The organism is Stenotrophomonas sp. YJH_SMC_19 (genome assembly GCF_059367915.1).
The window spans coordinates 439,889-458,902 of sequence record NZ_JCAFRI010000001.1; the positions used below are offsets into that span (position 1 = coordinate 439,889).

Here is a 19,014-nt window from a genome sequence, read left to right on the forward strand (position 1 = left end):
CGGCACCGCTTCATCCACGCATGGCCTGGATCTACCGATCGGTAGTGCCGGCCGCTGGCCGGCAACCCGCAATGCCTGCTCCCGGGATACAGAACGATACGCAATTGCGAGCTATTCTCATCAATGATGTAATGGGCAGTCCTCGTCCGCCTCGAACCGTGCCGTGAGCCGTCCTGCCTCTTCCACCGTGCAGCAGCAACAGAACCGTGGCTTCTGGCTGCGGACGCTGCACCAGTGGCACTGGATCAGCTCGGCGGTGTGCCTGATCGGCATGCTGCTGTTCGCGGTGACCGGCCTGACCCTCAACCATGCCGCGAAGATCGAGGCCAAGCCCGAGGTGCAGAACCAGCATCTGGAACTGCCGGCCGCGCTGCTTGGACAGCTCGGCACGCGCGAAGACGGCAACGCACCGATTCCGCGCCCTGCCCGGCAATGGCTGGACACGCAGCTGGGCATCGCCATCGGCGGGCGACCGGCCGAGTGGTCGCCCGAAGAGATCTACCTGTCGCTGCCGCGCCCCGGTGGCGACGCCTGGCTGAGCATCGATCGCGAGAACGGCGCGGTGGAATACGAATCGACCTCGCGCGGCGCGGTGTCCTACCTCAACGACCTGCACAAGGGCCGCAACGCGGGCCCGGCGTGGGGCTGGTTCCTGGACCTGTTCGCCGTGGCCTGCCTGGTGTTCTGCATCACCGGCCTGTTCCTGCTGCACCTGCATGCGCGGCAGCGGCGCATGACCTGGCCGCTGGTCGGCCTCGGCCTGATGATCCCGCTGCTGATCGCCCTGTTGCTGATCCACTGACTTTTCCCCGTTTCCGGAGCCGCCCCATGCGCGTCACCCTGACCATCGCCCTCAGCGGCCTGCTGGCCACCTCGCCGGCCTATGCCACCACCCTCGACATCAACGTCGAAGTGCCCAAGCTCAACGTGGCCGAATACCACCGGCCGTATGTGGCCGTGTGGCTGGAAGGCGCCGACCAGAAGGTCGCGGCCAACCTCTCGGTCTGGTACCAGCAGACCAGCAACAGCGAAGGCCACGGCACCAAGTGGCTGCCCGACCTGCGCCAGTGGTGGCGCAAGAGTGGCCGCACCCTGCAGGTGCCGGTGGACGGCGTGACCGGCCCGACCCGCCCGGCCGGCAAGCACGCGCTGTCGTTCAACGACAGGCAGCCGGCACTGAAGCAGCTGGCCCCGGGCAACTACACCCTGGTGGTGGAAGCGGTGCGCGAAGTCGGCGGCCGCGAGCTGTTGAAGATCCCCTTCACCTGGCCGGCCACCGCCGCGCAGAACGGCAAGGCGCAGGGCGCCACCGAACTGGGCCAGGTCACCCTCGCCGTCAAACCGTAATCGCCTGAGCCGGGGTCGAGTCCCTTCCGCAGGAAGGGCTCTGACCCCATCGCCCTATCCCCCGGGGTCAGAGCTCTTTCCGATGGAAAGGGATCCGACCCCTTCCAACTGGAGTCTTCCGCATGAAGCGCACGCTCGTCCTCGCCGCCGCCCTGGCCGCTGCCCTTCCCTTCTCCGCCCTGGCCCACAAGGCCTGGCTGCTGCCCTCGCAGACCGTGATCGCCGGCAACGCGCCGTGGATCACCGTCGACGGTGCGGTCTCCAACGATCTGTTCTACTTCAACCACGTGCCGCTGCGCCTGGAATCGCTGGTGATCACCGCACCGGACGGCAGCACCGTGCAGCCGCAGAACGCGTCGACCGGCAAGTACCGCAGCGTGTTCGACATCGAACTGAAGCAGCCGGGCACCTACCGCATCGCGTCGGTCAACGATGGCCTGTTCGCCACCTACGAGCAGAACGGCGAGCGCAAGCGCTGGCGCGGCAGCGTCGCGACCCTTGACGAACTGCCGAAGGACGCGAAGAAGCTGGAAGTGAGCCAGTCAATCGGTCGCGTGGAAACCTTCGTCACCAACGGCGCGCCGAACGACACTGCGCTGAAGCCGACCAACCGTGGCATCGAGCTGGTTGCGGTCGGTCACCCGAACGACCTGTTCGCCGGCGAGGAAGCCACCTTCCGCGTGCTGGTTGACGGCAAGCCGACCGCCGGCCTGGAATTCGAGATCGTGCGTGGCGCCACCCGCTACCGCAACGCGCAGGACGAACTGAAGCTGACCAGCGATGCCAAGGGCGAGATCAAGGTGACCTGGCCGGAAGCCGGCATGTACTGGCTGGAAACCGGCACCGAGGACAACAAGACGTCGGTGAAGCAGGCCGCCAAGCGCCGCCTGAGCTACGTCGCCACGCTGGAAGTGCTGCCGCAGTAATGACGCGAACCGCGATGCCGGGCAACCCCGGCATCGCACCCGCAACGCATCACCATGACCGATTCCCTGCTCGACATCGCCCGCCTCGGCGGCACCACCATGGGCACCACCTGGAGCGTGTCGCTGGTCGCGCCGCGCCAGCGCGACCTGCACCCGCTGCACGCCGGCATCCAGGCGCGGCTGGACGAAGTGGTCGCGCAGATGAGTACCTGGGAGCCCGGTTCGGACCTGAGCCGCTACAACCGCGCCGACGCGGGCCAATGGTGCGTGCTGCCGGCCGAGACCCGCCACGTTCTGACCTGCGCACAGGCGATCGCGTCCACCAGTGGCGGCGCCTTCGATCCCACCGTCGGTCCGCTGGTTGCCCTGTGGGGCTTCGGTGCACATGCCGGTGAACGCCGCCAGCCCGACGACGCTACCCTGCAGGCCACGCGCGATCGCTGCGGTTGGCAGCGCCTGCAGTGGCAGGACGATGCGCTGCTGCAACCGGGTGGGCTGGAACTGGATCTCTCCGCGATCGCCAAGGGCTTTGGCGTCGACCATGTCGCTGCGTGGCTGCGCACACAGGGCATCACTGCCGCGCTGGTCGAAGTCGGCGGCGAACTGGCCGGCTACGGCCGCAAACCGGACGGCCAGCCGTGGCGCGTGCTGGTGGAGTCCGCGCCGGAAGAAGATGCGCACACCAATACCCCGCTGCGGGTGCTGGCGCTGGAGGGCAAGGCGGTGGCCACCTCCGGCGATCGCTGGCACCAGTACCAGGTCGATGGCGAGGCCTACAGTCACAGCCTGGACCCGCGTTCGGGCAGACCGGTGCGCCAGGTTGCCGCGGCAGTCACCGTGGTGGCCGACGACGCCATGCACGCCGATGCCTGGGCCACCGCACTGACCGTGCTGGGCCGCGAACAGGGCATGGCGCTGGCCGAGCGCGAAGGCCTGGCTGCACGCTACCTGCAGCGTGCAGCAGACGGCCCGCAGGAATTCCTCAGCAGCGCCTTCCAGCGCCTGCTCGACGAGCAGAGCCCATGAGTACCCGGCCGTCGCGCGCGTGGCTCGGCAACGCGCTGGTCCTGCTTCTGCTGGCGCTGATCGGCTGGGCGCTGCTGCGCCTGCACCTCGGTGAGGCCTGGTGGCAGGGCGCGCCACCTGCGCGGCAGTCGCAGATCGCGGTGCTCTCCACGGTGCTGTACGCGCTGGCCTGCGCTGCATTGTGGTGGCGTGGGCGCCCGCGCGACGATGCCGCAAGCGGAGACACCGCGCCCATCCTGCTGGTCTGGTCCAGCCAGACCGGCTTCGCCCGCGAACTGGCCGAACGCAGTGCCGAGGCCCTGCGCGGTGCCGGCGTGCCCGTGCGCGTGCGCGGACTGCACGAGGTCGACGCCGTGTTGCTGGCCGGCAGCCAGCGCGCGCTGTTCATCGCCAGCACCACCGGCGAAGGTGATCCGCCCGACCACGCCCTGCCGTTCCTGCGCGGGGTGATGTCCACGCCGCCCTCGCTGCAGCATCTGCACTACGGCGTGCTCGCACTGGGCGACCGCAGCTATGGCCACTTCTGCGGATTCGGTCACCAGCTCGACCAATGGCTGCGCCAGCACGGCGCGCATCCACTGTTCGATGCAATCGAAGTCGACAACGCCGATCCGGCGGCGCTGCGCCATTGGCAGCAGTTGCTGGGACAACTCGGCGGTAACGCCAGCGAACTGCCCGACTGGAGTCCGGCCGAGTACCAGCCGTGGACGCTGCTGCAGCGCGAGCATCTGAACCCGGGCAGCCCCGGCGGCCCCGTGTATTGGTTGCGCCTGCAGCCCCCAGCCGATGCAGATGCGCAATGGCAGGCCGGTGACATCGCCGAGATCGGCCCACAGCACGCATCGCACACCGTGCGTGCCTGGCTGGACACACAACGCTTTGACGCGGACATCGTGCTGGATGACGGACAGACGTTGCTGGCACGCGTCGCGCGCTCGCACCTGCCCTCATTGGTTCCCCCGGGTGATCTGCCTGCATTGCTGGCGACCCTGCAGCCGCTGCCGCATCGCGAGTACTCGATCGCCTCGGTGATGGCCGACGGTGCGGTGGAGCTGCTGCTGCGCCGCCAACTGCGCGCCGATGGAACACCGGGCATCGGCAGTGGCTGGCTGTGCGACCACGCGGCCATCGACGAACCGGTGCAGCTGCGTCTGCGCCGCAACGACAATTTCCATGGCGTGCCCGCCGATGTGCCGCTGCTGCTGATCGGCAACGGCACCGGCATCGCCGGCCTGCGCGCGCATCTGCACGAACGTGCCCGGAGTGGCGCGCGCCGCACCTGGCTGCTGTTCGGTGAGCGCACCGCCGCGCACGACTTCCATTTCGGTGAAGAACTGCAGGCGATGCTGGCCAGCGGAACGCTGGCGCGGCTGGATGCTGTGTTCAGCCGAGATGGCGGCGCGCATCGCTATGTGCAGGACCGGCTGCTGGCCGAAGCGGCAACGCTGCGGCAGTGGGTGGATGAAGGCACGACGATCCTGATCTGCGGCAGCCTGCAGGGCATGGCCCCGGCGGTGGATGCGGTGATCGAGCAGGTGTTGGGTACTGCGGGCAAGGAAGCGCTGTTGCTGGCCGGTCGTTACCGGCGCGATGTGTATTGAACGAACCATCGGGGTCGGATCCCTTTCCGCAGGAAAGGGCTCTGACCCCAACCACAGCCGCACCATGACGGCGTGCCCAGGCATGGTGACAACCTCACAGCTGTAGATCCACGCCATGCGTGGATGGCGCCCACCGGCGCCCAGGAATCATCCCGCTGCTGCACTGACCCGTATCGCCAGCAACTCGCCACCGCCCTGCAACGCGTGCCGCTGACGTTCGCCGGCCGCCAACCATGCGGTATCGCCCGCCTGCAACGCCGGCAGCCCGCTGTCGGCACCAAACTCCGCCTGACCGGCCAGCAGATGCAGCGCCCAGGCCACGCCCGGTTCGCAGAAGAAGAACATCGCGCCCACCAGCGGCCGGTGCAGCAGTTCGGCCTGCAGCAGCTCGCGCTTCCACATGAGGTTGAAGTCGTGGGTGGTGCCATCGACCAATTCCCCGTGCAGTGTCTCCTCACCAGCAAACCGCACTCGTCCGTGTGGCGGCAGCACTTCCGCCACGCGTCCATCGTCGAAGCGCAGGCGCACGCCATTGCCCTGCAGCAACACCAGTTCGCGCTCCACGCCGGGGAAGGCAGAGAACGCGGCATCCTGTTCGATTTCGGCCACCGACAGGCGCAGCGCCCAGTCATCGCCCTGCGCGGGCAGGCGCAGGATCTCGCGGGTCCAGCCCAGGCCGTTGCGCCAACGTTCGCGGCGGTAGTCCAGGCTGGAGATCACCTGGCTCGGAGTGTGCAGCAGGGAGTCGATGTTCATCGGCGCATTGCATCATGCCGCGCGCCGTCGTGCATCACCGCGTGGCGAGCGTGCCCTGGCCACCGCACCCGCCGGCCAGCAGCTGCGAGTGCTTCAGCCAATCCTGGTCGGGGTAGTAAGCGAACACCATCGTGCCGCCACGCAACGCATCGATCAGCGGCCTGGCCACCGACAGGCGCACCGCCGGGCAACCCAGGCTGCGGCCCAGCCGCCCCTGCAGCTGCGCGGCAGCCGGATTCACGTATGGCGCACCATGGATGACGATGGCTCGGTCACGCGCGCGGTCGTTGAAGCCCGGTTCCAGCCCGGCCAGGCGCAGCGAATATCCATTGCCCCCCATGTAGGTCTCCTGCGCGGTGAACGCGCCGAGGCTGGACATGAAACTGCCATCGCGGTTGGAGAAGTGCTCGGTGCGGTTCTCGCCACTGTTGCGGCCATGCGCCACCCACTCCTCGAACAGCAGGCGCTGGTGGGCCAGGTCGAACACCCACAGGCGCGGCTCGGTGGACGGGCGCGAATAGTCGATCACGCTGAGGCGATCACCATTGATGCCCAGTTCCGGCCGCTGCAGCGCACAGCGCATGGCGTGCGCCGCCAGCTGCAACACGTGGCGGTCGGCCTTGGGCGCACTGCGCGACAGCAGGGCAGCCAGATCATCGGCGCTGGTGGCAAGGGCGGGCGTCTGTGCCAGCGCCGGGGCGCTGGCCGAGGTCGCCAGCAGGCCGAACGCGGCCAGCCGGCACAGGCGGGATGCAGTCATGGGCACAACGAGGGCACTCAGTTGCCCTTGAGGGTGGACCCTGGCGGCTCGGATTCCAAGACCGGCTGCATTCCGGATTCAGCCGGGCTTGGGCGGACCGCCGGCAGCGAGGTCACCAGCAGGGTCGTGCCCGGCACCAGCACCTGGTACAGCTGGCGGGCGAAATCCGGCGGCAGCGCCATCGGCAGCGAGGGCGTGGCCAGCAGGTCCGGCGTGGCCTGGGCACGGTCCTGGCCCAGCAACGGGTAGGCCGTCCACTGGTGCAGGCGCTGGTTCACGTCCAGCGGGCTGGGGGTGTCGCTGTAACCCTGCCCCATCACGAACAGCGTGGTGCCCTGGAACGCCGGCAGGGCGTCAGCCTTCAGCGGCGACTCGCCGATCATCACGCCATCGCGCAGCACGTACAGGCGCTGGTCGTGCAGGCTGACCAGGATGCCGACCTGCCCGGCCGGCGCCGCGCTGTCGTCCCACCAGGCCTGTGCCGGGGCTCCGCCCTCGGCCTCCGGCAGCGCCTGACCGCGCGCGTTCACCGGCGCCAGCACCGACGGATAGGCCAGGGTCATCGGTGAGCTCTTGGCATCGGCCACGACCACGGTATCGCCGCGCTGGGTTTCGCTGAACAGCTTCTGCGCGAAGGCCTGCGGCAGGCGCACGCAGCCGTGCGAGGCGGGATGCCCGGGCAGGCTGCCGCCATGCAGGGCGATGCCGTCCCAGGTCAGCCGCTGCATGTACGGCATCGGCGCGCTGTTGTAGAGGTTGGACCTGTGGTCCTTGTCCTTCTGCAGGATGGTGAACACGCCGGTCGGCGTCTCGTGCCCGGCCTTGCCCGAGCTGATCGTGGTCAGGCCGATGGCAATGCCGTTGCGGTAGACGTAGGCGCGCTGCTCATCGAGGCTGACCACCAGCACGATCGGGCCGGTCGGCGAGATTTCCGGATGCCAGAGGTATTCGCCCGGCTTGAGGTCGGTCGGCCCGCGCACTTCAGCGCTGCTGGCTGCGGCAGCCGTGGGCTTGGCAGCCGCTGTCGGCGCAGCGGCATGGGCCAGCAGCGGCAGGGCCAGTGCAAGGGCGAGCATCAGGGTGGTGGGGCGGAGCGGGAGCATCCAGCGGGGGTCCTTTCCATGCGGTGCGGCCACCGTACACCATCGGCCCGTGGTGGCCGCGGCAAAACCAGGCGCCGGAAATGAAACTGCCCGGCGACACAGCCATGTGTCGTACCGGGCAATCGTTACGTCCTTGTCGGCCTGCTGCCGCCCCCTCGCATCCTGCGCTGTGGGGGTAGCGTTGCATCCTGCACGCGGCCGCGTCTGTCCTGTTTGTATCTCAGCCCCTTCCACAGGTCTGTGATGCCACCATCCTGGTGATTGGTGCCGCGTCCTGCGGCGGTCGGTGGTCACGGCCGTCCTGTCCGTGACCGCTGAACCAGCTTCCTGCCGGTTCCGACGATTCCTGCTGTCAGCGCCTCGGTACGGTCCGCACCGGTACCGATCCGGGTACCGGATCCGCCGGCAACAACCTGTTGCCTACGGTGATCCGCTGTCGATTCCGTTCGACGATTGCTTTCCCTATCCCCTTCACCTGCGTCAGGTCCTCGACGCGATGAAACGGGCCGTGTCTGCGCCGGTGCTCGACGATCGCCTCGGCCTTGGCGGCTCCGACCATCGTCAATCCCTGCTGCAGCGCCTGGGCATCGGCGCGGTTGATGTCGATCGGTTCGGCGGCATGCGCCCCAGCGATCCCCATGACCAGCACCAGTGCCCTCAACACGACAAACCAAGGCACAACGTGTATCTCCTTGTGATTCTGGCCGCCCCGACCGGCAATCCCGTCGGTAGGAACAGTGTCCGTCACCACATGCACACAGCCTATCGGTTTCCCGGATTTCCGTAAGCCAGCCAAATACCCGACGTGATGTAGGAAAAACCCTACCCGTGGCACAGGCGTAGAATGGCCGGATCAGCCCATGCAACCGGAGTTTCAGATGGACAGCGCCAAGCTCGGCCAATTCGTCAATGACAAGTGGGACAGCGAGATCGTCCCGCAGTTGGTCGACTACATCCGCATTCCCAACAAGTCGCCGATGTTCGACGCCGATTGGGTGCAGAACGGCTACATGGAACAGGCGGTCACGCTGATGGAGAACTGGGCCAGGGCCCAGCAGCTGCCTGGCCTGAAGGTTGAAGTGGTGCGCCTGGAAGGCCGTACCCCGCTGATCTTCCTGGAAATTCCGGCCACCGGCGCCGAGACCGGCGACGACACCATCCTGCTCTACGGCCACCTGGACAAGCAGCCGGAAATGACCGGATGGGACGACGACCTCGGCCCGTGGACCCCGGTCCTGCGCGGCGACAAGCTGTATGGCCGCGGCGGCGCCGATGACGGCTACGCCATCTTCGGCTCGCTGGCCGCCGTGCTGGCGTTGCAGGCCCAAGGCCTGCCGCACGCGCGCTGCGTGGTGCTGATCGAAGCCTGTGAAGAGTCGGGCAGCTACGACCTGCCAGCCTACGTCGACCACCTCGCCGACCGCATCGGCAAGCCGTCGCTGGTGGTCTGCCTGGATTCGGGCTGCGCCAACTACGACCAGTTGTGGTGCACCACCTCGCTGCGCGGCCTGACCGGCGGCAATTTCACCGTGAAGGTGCTCAACGAAGGCGTGCATTCCGGCGATGCCTCCGGCGTGATCCCGTCCAGCTTCCGCCTGCTGCGCCAGATCCTTTCGCGCATCGAAGACCAGGAGACCGGCCGCATCCTGATCGACGGCATGAACGTCGAGATCCCGGCCGAACGCCTGGAACAGGCCAAGCGTGCCGCCGAAGTGGTGGATACCGAGATCTTCGAGAAGTTCCCGATGGTCGACGGTCTGCGCCCGATGAACGAGGACCTGACCGAGCTGGTGCTCAACCGCACCTGGCGCCCGGCGCTGTCGGTCACCGGCGTCGGTGGCATGCCGCCGCTGGAATCGGCCGGCAACGTGCTGCGCCCGCAGACCTCGGTGAAGCTGTCGCTGCGCCTGCCGCCGACGGCCGATGGCAAGACCTGCGGCGAGCTGCTGAAGGAAGCGCTGCTGCGCGACCCGCCGAATGGCGCGCAGGTCACCCTGGACCTGGAAAAGGCCTCCACCGGCTGGAACGCCCCGGCCATGGCGCCGTGGCTGACCCAGGCCATCGACGACGCCAGCCAGGCCTTCTTCGGCAAGCCAGCGATGTACATGGGCGAAGGCGGCTCGATCCCGTTCATGGGCATGCTGGGCGAGAAGTTCCCGGGCGCGCAGTTCATGATCACCGGCGTGCTCGGCCCGCACTCCAATGCGCACGGCCCGAACGAGTTCCTGCATATCCCGATGGGCAAGAAGGTCACCGCCTGCGTGTCCAAGGTGATCAGCGAGCACTACGCGGCCAGCCTGCGCGGCGAGACCAGCGGTTCGCCGGTGGCTGCCGACAGCGGCACCCGCCACGGCGACCACGGCTGCTGCTGATCCGGCACCCGTGACGGACGCAGCCTGGCCTTGCTAGGCTGCGTCCACCCTTGGCGGAAATCGCTCGCATGAATGGTCTGTTCGGCAGCAGCAGCTGGCTCTACATCATCCTGGTCGGCTTCTTCGTCGGCCTGCTCGGGCGTTTCCTCATGCCCGGCAACAACCGCATGGGCTGCCTGCTGACCATCGTGCTGGGCATCCTTGGCGCCCTGGTGGCCGGCTGGTTCGGCCAGTACATGGGCTGGTACGCCCCCGGTGAGCCGGCCGGTTTCCTCGGTGCGGTAGTGGGTGCGGTGGCCGTGCTGGCCGTGCTGCGCCTGTTCAGCGGCCGTCGCTGACCCCGTCCCTCCTTCCCTTCCTGTTCCCGACGTTGGCGCGCCCGGCGCGCCCGGATATGTCTGCATGACCGAACCCGCCTCCGATCCCCAGCGCAGCGCGCAGCGCCTGCAGTGGGCCCGTACCCAGCTCGATGATGCCAACGCGGTGGTCGAACGCGCCTCGGTCGATGCCGGCATGCGCAGCTACTGGCGCACCACCAGCACGCGCGGCAGCCACATCGTGATGGATGCCCCGCCGGGGCTGGAAGATCCGAGGCCGTGGCTGCGCATGCGCGGCCTGCTGCACGACAACGGCCTGCGCGTGCCCGCGCTGCTGGCGCAGGATCTGGATGCCGGTTTCCTGCTGCTGGAAGATCTCGGTGGCCCGACCTTGGCGAAGATCCTCGATGAGCGCAACGCTGACGACTGGTTCGGCCGTTCGATCGAACAGCTGCTGCGCCTGCAGGCGATCCCGGTGCCGGCCGACTTCGGCCAGTTTGGCGAGGCGCTGCTGCAGCGCGATGCCGGCCTGTTCGACGAATGGTTCCTGCAGCGCCACCTGAACCTGGAGCTGGACTGCGGCGAGATCGAAGGGCTGCAGCTGGTACACCGCCGCTTGATGGACAACGCGCTGGGCCAGGCCCAGCTGATGACCCACCGCGATTACATGCCGCGCAATCTGATGCCGGTCGAAAATGGTCCCGCAGTGCTGGATTTCCAGGACCTGGTGCGCGGCCCGATCGCCTACGACGCGATGAGCCTGTTCAAGGACGCGTTCCTTAGCTGGCCGCTGGAGCGTGTGGACGAGTGGCTGGCGCAGTACCACGAGCGCGCCCGCGACGCCGGCCTGCCGGTGCCCAACCGCGCCACCTTCCTGCGCGATGCCGACTGGATGGGCATCCAGCGCCACGTGAAGATCCTGGGCCTGTTCTGCCGGCTGCGTTACCGCGACAACAAGGGCCATTACCTCGACGACGCACCGCGCTTCATCACCTATCTGGATGAAGTGCTGCCGCGCTATCGGGAACTGGCACCGCTGCAGCAGCTGCTGGACGAGCGCATCAAGCCGGCGCTGGCCGAGCTGGGTGCACCGATGCGCGTGGCCCGATGAAGGCGCTGGTCTTTGCCGCCGGCCTCGGCGAGCGCATGCGCCCGCTGACCCTGCACACGCCCAAGCCGCTGCTGGAAGTGGCTGGCAAGCCGTTGATCGTCTGGCACCTGGAACGCCTGGCCGCACTCGGCGTGCGCGAGGTGGTGGTCAACACCGCATGGCTGGCCGAACAGTTCCCGGCGACGCTGGGCGACGGCAGCCAATGGGGCCTGCATCTGCATTTCCTGTACGAAGGAGCGACCCCGCTGGAGACCGGCGGTGGCATCCTCAACGCCCTGCCGGCGCTGGGCGATGCCCCGTTCCTGGTGGTGAACGGCGACATCTGGACCGATTTCGATTTCGCCACGCTGCCGCGCGAGCCGCGGGGCCAGGCGCACCTGGTGCTGGTCGACAATCCGGTTCAGCACCCGCACGGTGACTACCGCCTCGATACGCAGGGGGTGCTGCACCACGATCGCGAAGGCCCGTGCCTGACCTATGCCGGCATCGGCGTGTACCGTCCTTCGATCGTGGCCGACTGGCGCACGGTGATCGGCGAGGCGCCGGGCAGCGAGCGGCTGCCGCCGAAGTTCTCGGTGGTGCCGCTGCAGAAGCATTTCATGGCGCAGGGGTTGATGACGGGACAGCACCATCGGGGGCGCTGGACCGATGTCGGCACCGTGGATCGGCTTCGTGCGCTGGATGCTGAGTTGGCGGCGAACGGCTGAGCCCCTCGTGGCTGGTCGCTCAAATCAACAGCCGTGCTTGGCCGGGCGGTGTGGGTTCGCGGGGGACGCCGTGGACCCGTCCCTGGGGGCTTGGCCGCGGCATCCATGCCGCGGACACCCCCGCGAACCCACCCCGCCCGGCCTCTGACAGTTTCCGTGGGCGTCCAGCCACGGAAAAGAAAAAAGAAAAGCAAAAGCGGGTCGCTTCGCTGCGCTTGCTCTGGTGACGACCAAGGTCGACACCCACCAACAGCAGTCAGCAGTCAGCAGTCAGCAGTGCAGTACGCAGTCCCGGCAGATCGCGGGAACCTGTCGAAGGCGGGGTGGGTCCGGTTGCGGGGGACGCTGCAAGTACGTCCATGTAAGCTCGGTCGCCGCATCCATGCGGCTCACGCCCCCGCAACCGGCCCCCCCCCGCCATCCCACGGAGATGGCCAGCTTTTGACGTTGACGTTGATTCGGCGGGTGCAGGGCGCAGCCCTGCAAACAAACCCCACCCTCAGTAGCGGGGCCGGCCTTCTTCCAGCACCTGGCGCAGGAACGGCACGGTGATCCGCCGCTTCGCCGCCAGCGACTCGCGGTCCAGCCAGTCCAGCAGCGTGATCAACCCACCCAGCTCGCGCCCGGTGTGCGACAGCAGCCACTCGATGGATGCCTCGTCGATCGCCAGGCCGCGTCGCAGCGCGCGTTCGCGCAGCACCGCTGCCCGCCCCTCCTCATCCAGCGGCTGCAGCAGCACGCGCACGCACTGGCCCAGCCGTGAACGCAGGTCCGGCAGCACCAGGCCCAGCGCTTCCGGGGCCTTCTGCGCCGTGTACAGCACGGTCACGCCTGCAGCGCGCGCGCGGTTGTGGAAATCGAACAGCGCGATCTCGTCGTCGCGGTTGCCGGCAACCTCGTCCAGGCCGTCCAGCGCCACCAGCTCACGCGCCTCCAGCCCATCCAGCGCCGCACGCACGCGGCCGGCGGCACTGGCCAGCGGCACATAGGTCGGCAGGCGCCCTGCCTGCTCGGCGCTGGAACACATCGCCAGCGCCTGGTGGGTCTTGCCCGTGCCCGCCGCACCTTCCAGGTAGACCCAATCGTGGCTGGCACCCACCGCGATCGCGCGCAGCTGCGCCAGCGCACCATCCGGCGCGCCGATGAAGGTCTCCAGGCGCTGGTCCCGCGGGTAATGCAGGGCCAGCGGCAGTTGCGGCACACCCATCACTTCAGGTCGGGGCCTTTTTCGTTCGGAACGATGATATGGGGCGCATCGACCACGCCGTCAAGCACGATTGCCGGCTTCTCGCCCACGTACAGCTCGCTCTGGCGGTAACGCTGGTGCGCGTAGCGCAGCAGCACGTTGGTCACCGCCGCCACCGGCAGCGCCAGCAGCATGCCGAGGAAGCCGAACAGCTGGCCGCCGGCCATCACCGCGAAGATCACCGCCACCGGGTGCAGGCCGATCTTGTCGCCGACGATGCGTGGGGTCAGTACGTAGCTCTCCAGCAGCTGGCCCACGGTGAACACCACGCCGACCAGGATCAGCAGCTTCAGGTCGAAGCCCTGTGCCTGCACCAGCGCGGCGATCACCGCCATCAGCACGCCGGTGGTCGCTCCCAGGTATGGGATGAAACTGATCAGACCGGCAATCAGGCCGATCAGCAGGCCCAGCTTGAGGCCGACCAGCGACAGGCCGCCGGCATAGATCACGCCCAGTGCCAGCATCACCAGGAACTGGCCGCGGATGAACGCACCCAGCACCTCGTTGGACTCACGCGCCAACGCGCTGATGGTGCCAATGTGGTTGCGCGGAATCACCGAGGCCACGCGCTCGACCAGCTTGTCCCAATCACGCAGGAAGTAGAACGCCAGGATCGGCAGCAGCAGGATGTTGACCACCCAGGTCACCATCGCGAAGCCGGAGCGCGAGACGTAGCCCATGAACGTGGTGGCGAAGCCGCCGGCCTGCTGCCAGTGGCTGCGCACCCATTCGATCAGGCGGTCCGGGTCCAGCCACTGCATCACTTCCAGGCCGGTCTTCTGCTCGAACCAGGGAATCCCCTTCTCCATCAGCCACGCCTGTGCCTGCGGGGCAACCGCGATCAGGGTGGTGATCTGGCGCTCGATCATCGGTACCAGCACCAGCAGCAGCGCCACGATCACCAGCACCATCGCCGCGAACACCAGCACCACGCCGGTCATGCGCGAGCGACCGGTGGCCTCGATGCGGTCCACCAGCGGGTCACCCAGCCAGGCCAGCGCCAGCGCCAGCACGAACGGGGTCAGGATCGGCGCCAGCAGCCACACCACCCAGCCGATCAGGCCGGCGAACAGGATGTATTTCAGGCGGCGCAGGAACTGCGCGATTTCCGCTTCCGGGGTCAGAGTCATCGCAGGCGGTACTCGTTGCTGACCGGGGCGGCCACCGGAGTACCGGTGGTGTCGTCGATCGGAGCGGGCAGGGCCGGCAGCGGAGCGCTCGGCGCCAGCACGCCGTTGTCGCCCAGCATGCGGTTGAAGCCGGCCAGGCCGGTGGTCATCTCCAGGTTCAGCTCCAGCTGGCCAGCCGAGGCATGCAGGGGGGTGACATTGCGCACCACCGGCACCTCGCGCAGGCCGGCGGCCAGACGCAGGTAGTCGTCGGCGCTGTTGATGCCGGTGACCACCACACGGTAGGTCCCGGCCTGGCCGACGGCGGCGCCGGCCTTGGCATAGCGTTTGACCAGCGCATCGGCGGCGCCGTCGGCACCGGCCGCCATCGCGCGCATGGCGTTGGCGTCCTTGCTGGTCCACTTGTTCAGTTCACGGCCGTTGTCGACGAACACCCAGTCCGCCTGCCAGCCGCCATTGGCGCGGTACAACTTGCCGATCAGCTGCATCGGCGGCGAGTAGCGCGAGGAGGCACGGGCCACGGCGGCACTGTCCTGGCGCCAGATCGCACCCGCCAGCGCCTGTTCAGCGGCGCCACCACTGGGCAGGCCCAGCTTGTAGCCGCGCTCGATGGCGCGGTTCAGCAACGGCCGGGCGGCGTTGGCCTGCTGCACGCTGACCAGGCGCGGGCCACTGCCATCGTCGACGGCCAGCCACAGCACCGGCTTCGGTCGCGGCTGCGGCCACAGCGGCAGGCCCAGCGCCGACACCAGCGAGTCGACATCATCCTCGCGGAAGCGGGCCACCAGCAGGGTACGGAAGCTGGGGGCGCCACTGGCGCCCACGCTCTGGTCCTGCTTGTAGTCGTAGCTGGCCACGTAGTCCTTGGCGTTGCGCAGCGCCTGCACCACGCCGGGGCGGGACATCACGCTGCGGTCGCCGGACAGCTTGCCCAGTACCACGCTCAGGGCGCGGGCCAGGGCGCCGTTGCGATCGGCCTCGGCTTGGCTGTTGACGGGCACTTCGGCCTCGTACGCGCCACTGGCGGTGGCGACATCACCCTCGGTGCGAAGGCCGCTCTGGGCCATCGTGGCCACCGGCAGGCTCAGCGCAAGGAGCAGGGTCAGAATCAGGCTGCGGCGCATCAGGACATCCATTGGCTCGACGTATCCGGGGGAATTGTTGCCCGAATACGGCCTTTGCGCCAATGCGGCCTGTTAAAATCGCCCGTTCAACCCCTGCCAGCGCCGACGCCCGTGACCAACACCCCGTCTTCCGCCCCCTCCCCCCTCACCTATCGTGACGCGGGGGTCGACATCGACGCCGGCAATGCGCTGGTCGAGCGGATCAAGCCCCTGGTCAAGCGCAGCTTCCGCCCGGAAGTGATGGGCGGCCTGGGTGGCTTCGGTGCCCTGTTCGACCTGTCCAACAAGTACCGCGAGCCGGTGCTGGTGTCGGGTACCGACGGCGTGGGCACCAAGCTGAAGCTGGCCCACCAGCTGAACCGCCACGATACGATCGGCATCGACCTGGTCGCCATGTGCGTGAACGACGTGCTGGTGCAGGGCGCCGAACCGCTGTTCTTCCTGGACTACTTCGCCACCGGCAAGCTGGACATCGACACCGCCGCAGCGGTCGTGGGCGGCATCGCCAACGGCTGCACCGAGGCCGGCTGTGCGCTGATCGGCGGCGAAACCGCTGAAATGCCCGACATGTACGCCCCCGGCGAATACGACCTGGCCGGCTTCACGGTCGCCGCGGTGGAGAAGAGCGAGCTGAAGGACGGCGCCAGCGTGGCCGCCGGCGACGTGCTGATCGGCATCGCCTCCTCCGGCCCGCACTCCAACGGCTACTCGCTGGTGCGCCGCATCTACGACCGCGCCGGTCGCCCGGCCGATCTGGAGCTGGAAGGCGGCGTGAAGCTGGTCGATGCGCTGATGGCACCGACCCGCCTCTATGTGAAGCCGATCCTGTCGCTGCTGAAGTCGCACGGCGAGGCCATCCATGGCATGGCCCACATCACCGGCGGCGGCCTGACCGAGAACATCATCCGCGTAGTGCCCGACGGCCTCGGCCTGGACATCCAGGCGTCGTCATGGGCCCTGCCGCCGGTGTTCCAGTGGCTGCAGAAGGAAGGCGCGGTGGCCGACAGCGAGATGTGGCGCACCTTCAACTGCGGCATCGGCTTCGTGCTGATCGTCGCAGCGGACCAGGTGGCTGCCGTTTCCGATGCAGTCAAGGCGCAGGGCCTGGAGCACTGGACCATCGGCCAGGTGGTCACCGCCGAAGGCGCCGAACGCGTCCACATCGGCTGACGCCGGCAACCCAGGAGCCCCGCATGGACGCAACGCCCCCTTTGTCGCCCGCCCCCGTGCCGCCGCCGCTGGCGGCGGTACCGCCGTTCAGCGCGCAGGATGCCGACCACCTGCGCATGCTGGCCATCGCACACTACGTGGTCGGTGGCCTGATCGTGCTGTTCTCGCTGATCTTCATCCTGCACATCGTGATCGGCATCGCCGCGTTGACCGGCAGCCTGCCGATGAAGTCCGGCGGCGAGCCCTCCTCGCTGGAGGAACAGCGCCTGATGGGCTGGGTGTTCACCGTTCTCGGCTGCGTCGTCGTGTTCGGTGGCATCACGCTGGGCGCGTTCGTGGCCTATGCCGGCCGCTGCCTGTCCCGCCGCCGTCGCCATCTGCTGTGCCTGATCGCGGCTGGCCTGGCCTGCCTGTTCACGCCGGTCGGCACGGTGCTGGGGGTGTTCAGCCTGATCACCCTGCTGCGCCCGCAGGTCAAGGCCGCCTTCGACCTTCCCGCCGCGACCGCATGACCGCCTCCGGCAATCCGCCGCCGCTGCCGCATCAGACCCTGGCACAGCTGCAGCTGACCAGCCATCTGCAGACACTGAGAGTGCTGTTCTACGCCTTGGCCGGTTTCCACTGGGTCGCCACAGTGGCGTTCCTCGGCCTCAGCGGCTGGGTGGCCCAGTCGCGCGGGTTGGAGGATGCCTGGATGCTGACCACGGTCTATGCGTCCATCGCCGTGCTGGCCGCCGTGCTGGGGTTCGTGCAGCTGCACACCGCGCGCCAGCTGTCACATCGCACCGGGCTGGCCTGGTGCCAGCGCGCGGCGTGGCTGGGCGTGCTGGCTGGACCATTGGGCATGGCGTTGGCCGCCTATGCCTGGGTGTTCCTGTCCAAGCCGGAGATGGCTGCGCTGTTCGACCGCGGTGATCACCTCAGTGCCTGAACCTGGCGGCAGACGCCGCGCCCTATCCTGATCGATTTCCCATGTCCGCGCCTGCCCTCCCGACGACCGCTTCGCCCACCACCCGCCGCTTCCCGGGCCCGAAGAAGTGGGCTTTCGCCGCCGTACTGGCTGTCTTCGCGATCAGCTGGATCCACCCGCTGTGGCCCACCGAGCAGGCCCTGCACAGCACGCTGACCGTGGTCGGTCTGGCCGCGCTGCTGTGGGTCGACCGCCGCGGCGGCTGGCTGGGCAACGGCGCCTTCATCGCCATCTGCGGCTTCATCGCCCTGCACTGCGTGGCGGCGCGCTGGCTGTATTCCAACGTGCCCTACGACGCCTGGGCGCAGATGCTGACCGGCTGGTCGCCGAATGCGGCCTTCGGCTGGCAGCGCAATCATTTCGACCGCCTCATCCACTTCCTGTTCGGCGTCTGCTTCACTCCCGCACTGCTGCAGCTGGCCCGTCACGCGTGGCCGGCGCTGCGCCTGGGCCAGGCCTTCACCCTGGCAGTGATGACGGTGATGTGTGCCAGCCTGGTCTACGAATGGTTCGAATGGGCCATCGCGCTGGCGCTGTCGCCGGATGCCGCCGAAGCCTACAACGGCCAGCAGGGTGACATGTGGGATGCGCATGCCGACATGCTGATGGCGACCGTCGGCAGCCTGCTGACCTGGCCTCTGATCCGCCGGAGTTCCCTGCAATGACCGCCCCAACCCGCATCGCCGTGCTCGCCTCGGGCCGCGGCAGCAACCTGCAGGCCATCCTCGACGCGATCGGCAGCGGCCGCCTGTCGGCCGCGGTGGTCGGCGTGTTCTCCGACCGCCCCGCCGCAGAGGCCCTGCTGCGTGTCGATGCCGGCCTGCGCTGGGCGCATGCACCGAAGGAATTCAGCGACCGCGCCAGCTACGAGCAGGCGCTCGGCGATGCGCTTGCCGCGGTACAGCCGGACTGGATCGTCTGTGCCGGCTACATGCGCATCCTTGGTCCGGCCTTCGTGCAGCGTTTCGATGGCCGCCTGGTCAACATCCACCCGTCGCTGCTGCCGCTGCACAAGGGCCTGGACACCCACGCGCGGGCGCTGCAGGCCGGTGACGCCGAGCATGGCGCCAGCGTGCACCTGGTGGTCCCCGAACTGGATGCCGGCGCGGTGCTGGCGCAGGCCCGCGTGCCGGTGCGGCCCGGCGATGACGCGCAGGCGCTGGCCGCACGCGTGCTTGCGGTGGAGCATCCGCTGCTGATCGCCACACTGCAGTTGCTGTGCGAGGGCCGCCTGGCTGAACGGGAGGGTCAGCCCTGGCTGGACGGTCACCCCCTGTTTAGCCCCTTGGCCCTAGATTCCGCCGGAAACCTGAACCGGTAACGCTCTTGCACACGCCCCGCTGACTGC

The 19,014-nt window shown here is 68.3% G+C and carries 21 protein-coding genes; 14 read left to right on the forward strand and 7 right to left on the reverse strand.

Going from position 1 to position 19,014, the window contains the following annotated elements; all coding sequences use genetic code 11:
* Positions 1-163 precede the first annotated feature (163 nt).
* The 5 genes from AC5P5R_RS01975 to AC5P5R_RS01995 all read left to right on the forward strand — a co-directional run bounded on the left by AC5P5R_RS01975 (position 164) and on the right by AC5P5R_RS01995 (position 4,900).
* On the forward strand, positions 164-802 hold the full coding sequence (locus AC5P5R_RS01975; protein WP_076739864.1) for a PepSY-associated TM helix domain-containing protein: 639 nt from the start codon (positions 164-166) through the stop codon (positions 800-802).
* 26 nt (positions 803-828) lie between these two features.
* A complete protein-coding gene (locus AC5P5R_RS01980) occupies positions 829-1,347 on the forward strand; it encodes a DUF2271 domain-containing protein (protein ID WP_005408420.1) in 519 nt (172 codons plus the stop codon).
* Between the two features lie 122 nt (positions 1,348-1,469).
* The gene (locus AC5P5R_RS01985) at positions 1,470-2,273 is read left to right on the forward strand and encodes a DUF4198 domain-containing protein (protein ID WP_049459151.1); all 804 of its coding nucleotides are present in this window, start codon (positions 1,470-1,472) and stop codon (positions 2,271-2,273) included.
* A 54-nt stretch (positions 2,274-2,327) separates the two neighbouring features.
* A complete protein-coding gene (locus AC5P5R_RS01990; protein WP_049459152.1) occupies positions 2,328-3,299 on the forward strand; it encodes an FAD:protein FMN transferase in 972 nt (323 codons plus the stop codon).
* Positions 3,296-4,900, forward strand: coding sequence for a sulfite reductase subunit alpha (locus AC5P5R_RS01995; RefSeq protein WP_164281733.1), 1,605 nt, complete (start codon positions 3,296-3,298; stop codon positions 4,898-4,900). Before AC5P5R_RS01990 ends, AC5P5R_RS01995 begins: the two co-directional genes overlap by 4 nt.
* Positions 4,901-5,047: 147 nt before the next feature.
* Here the strand turns inward: AC5P5R_RS01995 and AC5P5R_RS02000 are convergent, their stop codons facing one another.
* The 4 genes from AC5P5R_RS02000 to AC5P5R_RS02015 all read right to left on the reverse strand — a co-directional run bounded on the left by AC5P5R_RS02000 (position 5,048) and on the right by AC5P5R_RS02015 (position 8,198).
* Entirely contained in the window at positions 5,048-5,656 is a 609-nt protein-coding gene (locus tag AC5P5R_RS02000) for a HutD/Ves family protein (protein ID WP_005412516.1), read from the reverse strand.
* 34 nt (positions 5,657-5,690) lie between these two features.
* Positions 5,691-6,416 carry a murein L,D-transpeptidase catalytic domain family protein gene (locus AC5P5R_RS02005; RefSeq protein WP_005408415.1) on the reverse strand — a complete coding sequence of 242 codons (726 nt, stop codon included), beginning with the start codon at positions 6,414-6,416 and terminating at the stop codon, positions 5,691-5,693.
* Between the two features lie 17 nt (positions 6,417-6,433).
* Positions 6,434-7,519: a L,D-transpeptidase gene (locus tag AC5P5R_RS02010; protein ID WP_049459154.1), complete on the reverse strand. Its 1,086-nt coding sequence runs from the start codon at positions 7,517-7,519 to the stop codon at positions 6,434-6,436.
* A 352-nt stretch (positions 7,520-7,871) separates the two neighbouring features.
* Entirely contained in the window at positions 7,872-8,198 is a 327-nt protein-coding gene (locus AC5P5R_RS02015; protein ID WP_024958219.1) for a ComEA family DNA-binding protein, read from the reverse strand.
* Positions 8,199-8,397: 199 nt separating this feature from the next.
* On the opposite strand from AC5P5R_RS02015, the gene AC5P5R_RS02020 reads away from it, so the two are divergent.
* From AC5P5R_RS02020 to murU, 4 genes are all read left to right on the forward strand, one after another.
* Positions 8,398-9,891, forward strand: coding sequence for a M20 family metallopeptidase (locus AC5P5R_RS02020; RefSeq protein WP_049459155.1), 1,494 nt, complete (start codon positions 8,398-8,400; stop codon positions 9,889-9,891).
* 68 nt (positions 9,892-9,959) lie between these two features.
* Positions 9,960-10,229, forward strand: coding sequence for a GlsB/YeaQ/YmgE family stress response membrane protein (locus AC5P5R_RS02025; protein ID WP_099498037.1), 270 nt, complete (start codon positions 9,960-9,962; stop codon positions 10,227-10,229).
* 64 nt (positions 10,230-10,293) lie between these two features.
* Positions 10,294-11,319: an aminoglycoside phosphotransferase family protein gene (locus AC5P5R_RS02030; protein ID WP_099498036.1), complete on the forward strand. Its 1,026-nt coding sequence runs from the start codon at positions 10,294-10,296 to the stop codon at positions 11,317-11,319.
* On the forward strand, positions 11,316-12,026 hold the full coding sequence (gene murU / locus AC5P5R_RS02035) for an N-acetylmuramate alpha-1-phosphate uridylyltransferase MurU (protein WP_100437969.1): 711 nt from the start codon (positions 11,316-11,318) through the stop codon (positions 12,024-12,026). Before AC5P5R_RS02030 ends, murU begins: the two co-directional genes overlap by 4 nt.
* A gap of 499 nt (positions 12,027-12,525) precedes the next feature.
* On the opposite strand, the gene hda is transcribed toward murU, so the two are convergent.
* From hda to AC5P5R_RS02050, 3 genes are read right to left on the reverse strand one after another with little or no spacing between them, the layout of a single operon-like run.
* Positions 12,526-13,233, reverse strand: a complete 708-nt coding sequence (gene hda / locus AC5P5R_RS02040) for a DnaA regulatory inactivator Hda (RefSeq protein WP_005408408.1) — start codon at positions 13,231-13,233, stop codon at positions 12,526-12,528.
* The gene (locus AC5P5R_RS02045; RefSeq protein WP_005408407.1) at positions 13,233-14,402 is read right to left on the reverse strand and encodes an AI-2E family transporter; all 1,170 of its coding nucleotides are present in this window, start codon (positions 14,400-14,402) and stop codon (positions 13,233-13,235) included. Before AC5P5R_RS02045 ends, hda begins: the two co-directional genes overlap by 1 nt.
* Positions 14,399-15,538, reverse strand: a complete 1,140-nt coding sequence (locus AC5P5R_RS02050) for a DUF2066 domain-containing protein (RefSeq protein ID WP_005412509.1) — start codon at positions 15,536-15,538, stop codon at positions 14,399-14,401. Before AC5P5R_RS02050 ends, AC5P5R_RS02045 begins: the two co-directional genes overlap by 4 nt.
* A gap of 99 nt (positions 15,539-15,637) precedes the next feature.
* Between AC5P5R_RS02050 and purM the strand changes: the two genes are divergently transcribed.
* From purM to purN, 5 genes are read left to right on the forward strand one after another with little or no spacing between them, the layout of a single operon-like run.
* A complete protein-coding gene (purM, locus tag AC5P5R_RS02055; RefSeq protein ID WP_043034199.1) occupies positions 15,638-16,696 on the forward strand; it encodes a phosphoribosylformylglycinamidine cyclo-ligase in 1,059 nt (352 codons plus the stop codon).
* 23 nt (positions 16,697-16,719) lie between these two features.
* The gene (locus AC5P5R_RS02060; protein ID WP_033835548.1) at positions 16,720-17,208 is read left to right on the forward strand and encodes a hypothetical protein; all 489 of its coding nucleotides are present in this window, start codon (positions 16,720-16,722) and stop codon (positions 17,206-17,208) included.
* Positions 17,205-17,627 carry a hypothetical protein gene (locus AC5P5R_RS02065; protein ID WP_005408403.1) on the forward strand — a complete coding sequence of 141 codons (423 nt, stop codon included), beginning with the start codon at positions 17,205-17,207 and terminating at the stop codon, positions 17,625-17,627. Before AC5P5R_RS02060 ends, AC5P5R_RS02065 begins: the two co-directional genes overlap by 4 nt.
* A 41-nt stretch (positions 17,628-17,668) precedes the next feature.
* Positions 17,669-18,331: a DUF2238 domain-containing protein gene (locus AC5P5R_RS02070; protein ID WP_099561331.1), complete on the forward strand. Its 663-nt coding sequence runs from the start codon at positions 17,669-17,671 to the stop codon at positions 18,329-18,331.
* A complete protein-coding gene (gene purN / locus AC5P5R_RS02075; RefSeq protein ID WP_012479348.1) occupies positions 18,328-18,987 on the forward strand; it encodes a phosphoribosylglycinamide formyltransferase in 660 nt (219 codons plus the stop codon). Before AC5P5R_RS02070 ends, purN begins: the two co-directional genes overlap by 4 nt.
* Positions 18,988-19,014 lie beyond the last annotated feature (27 nt).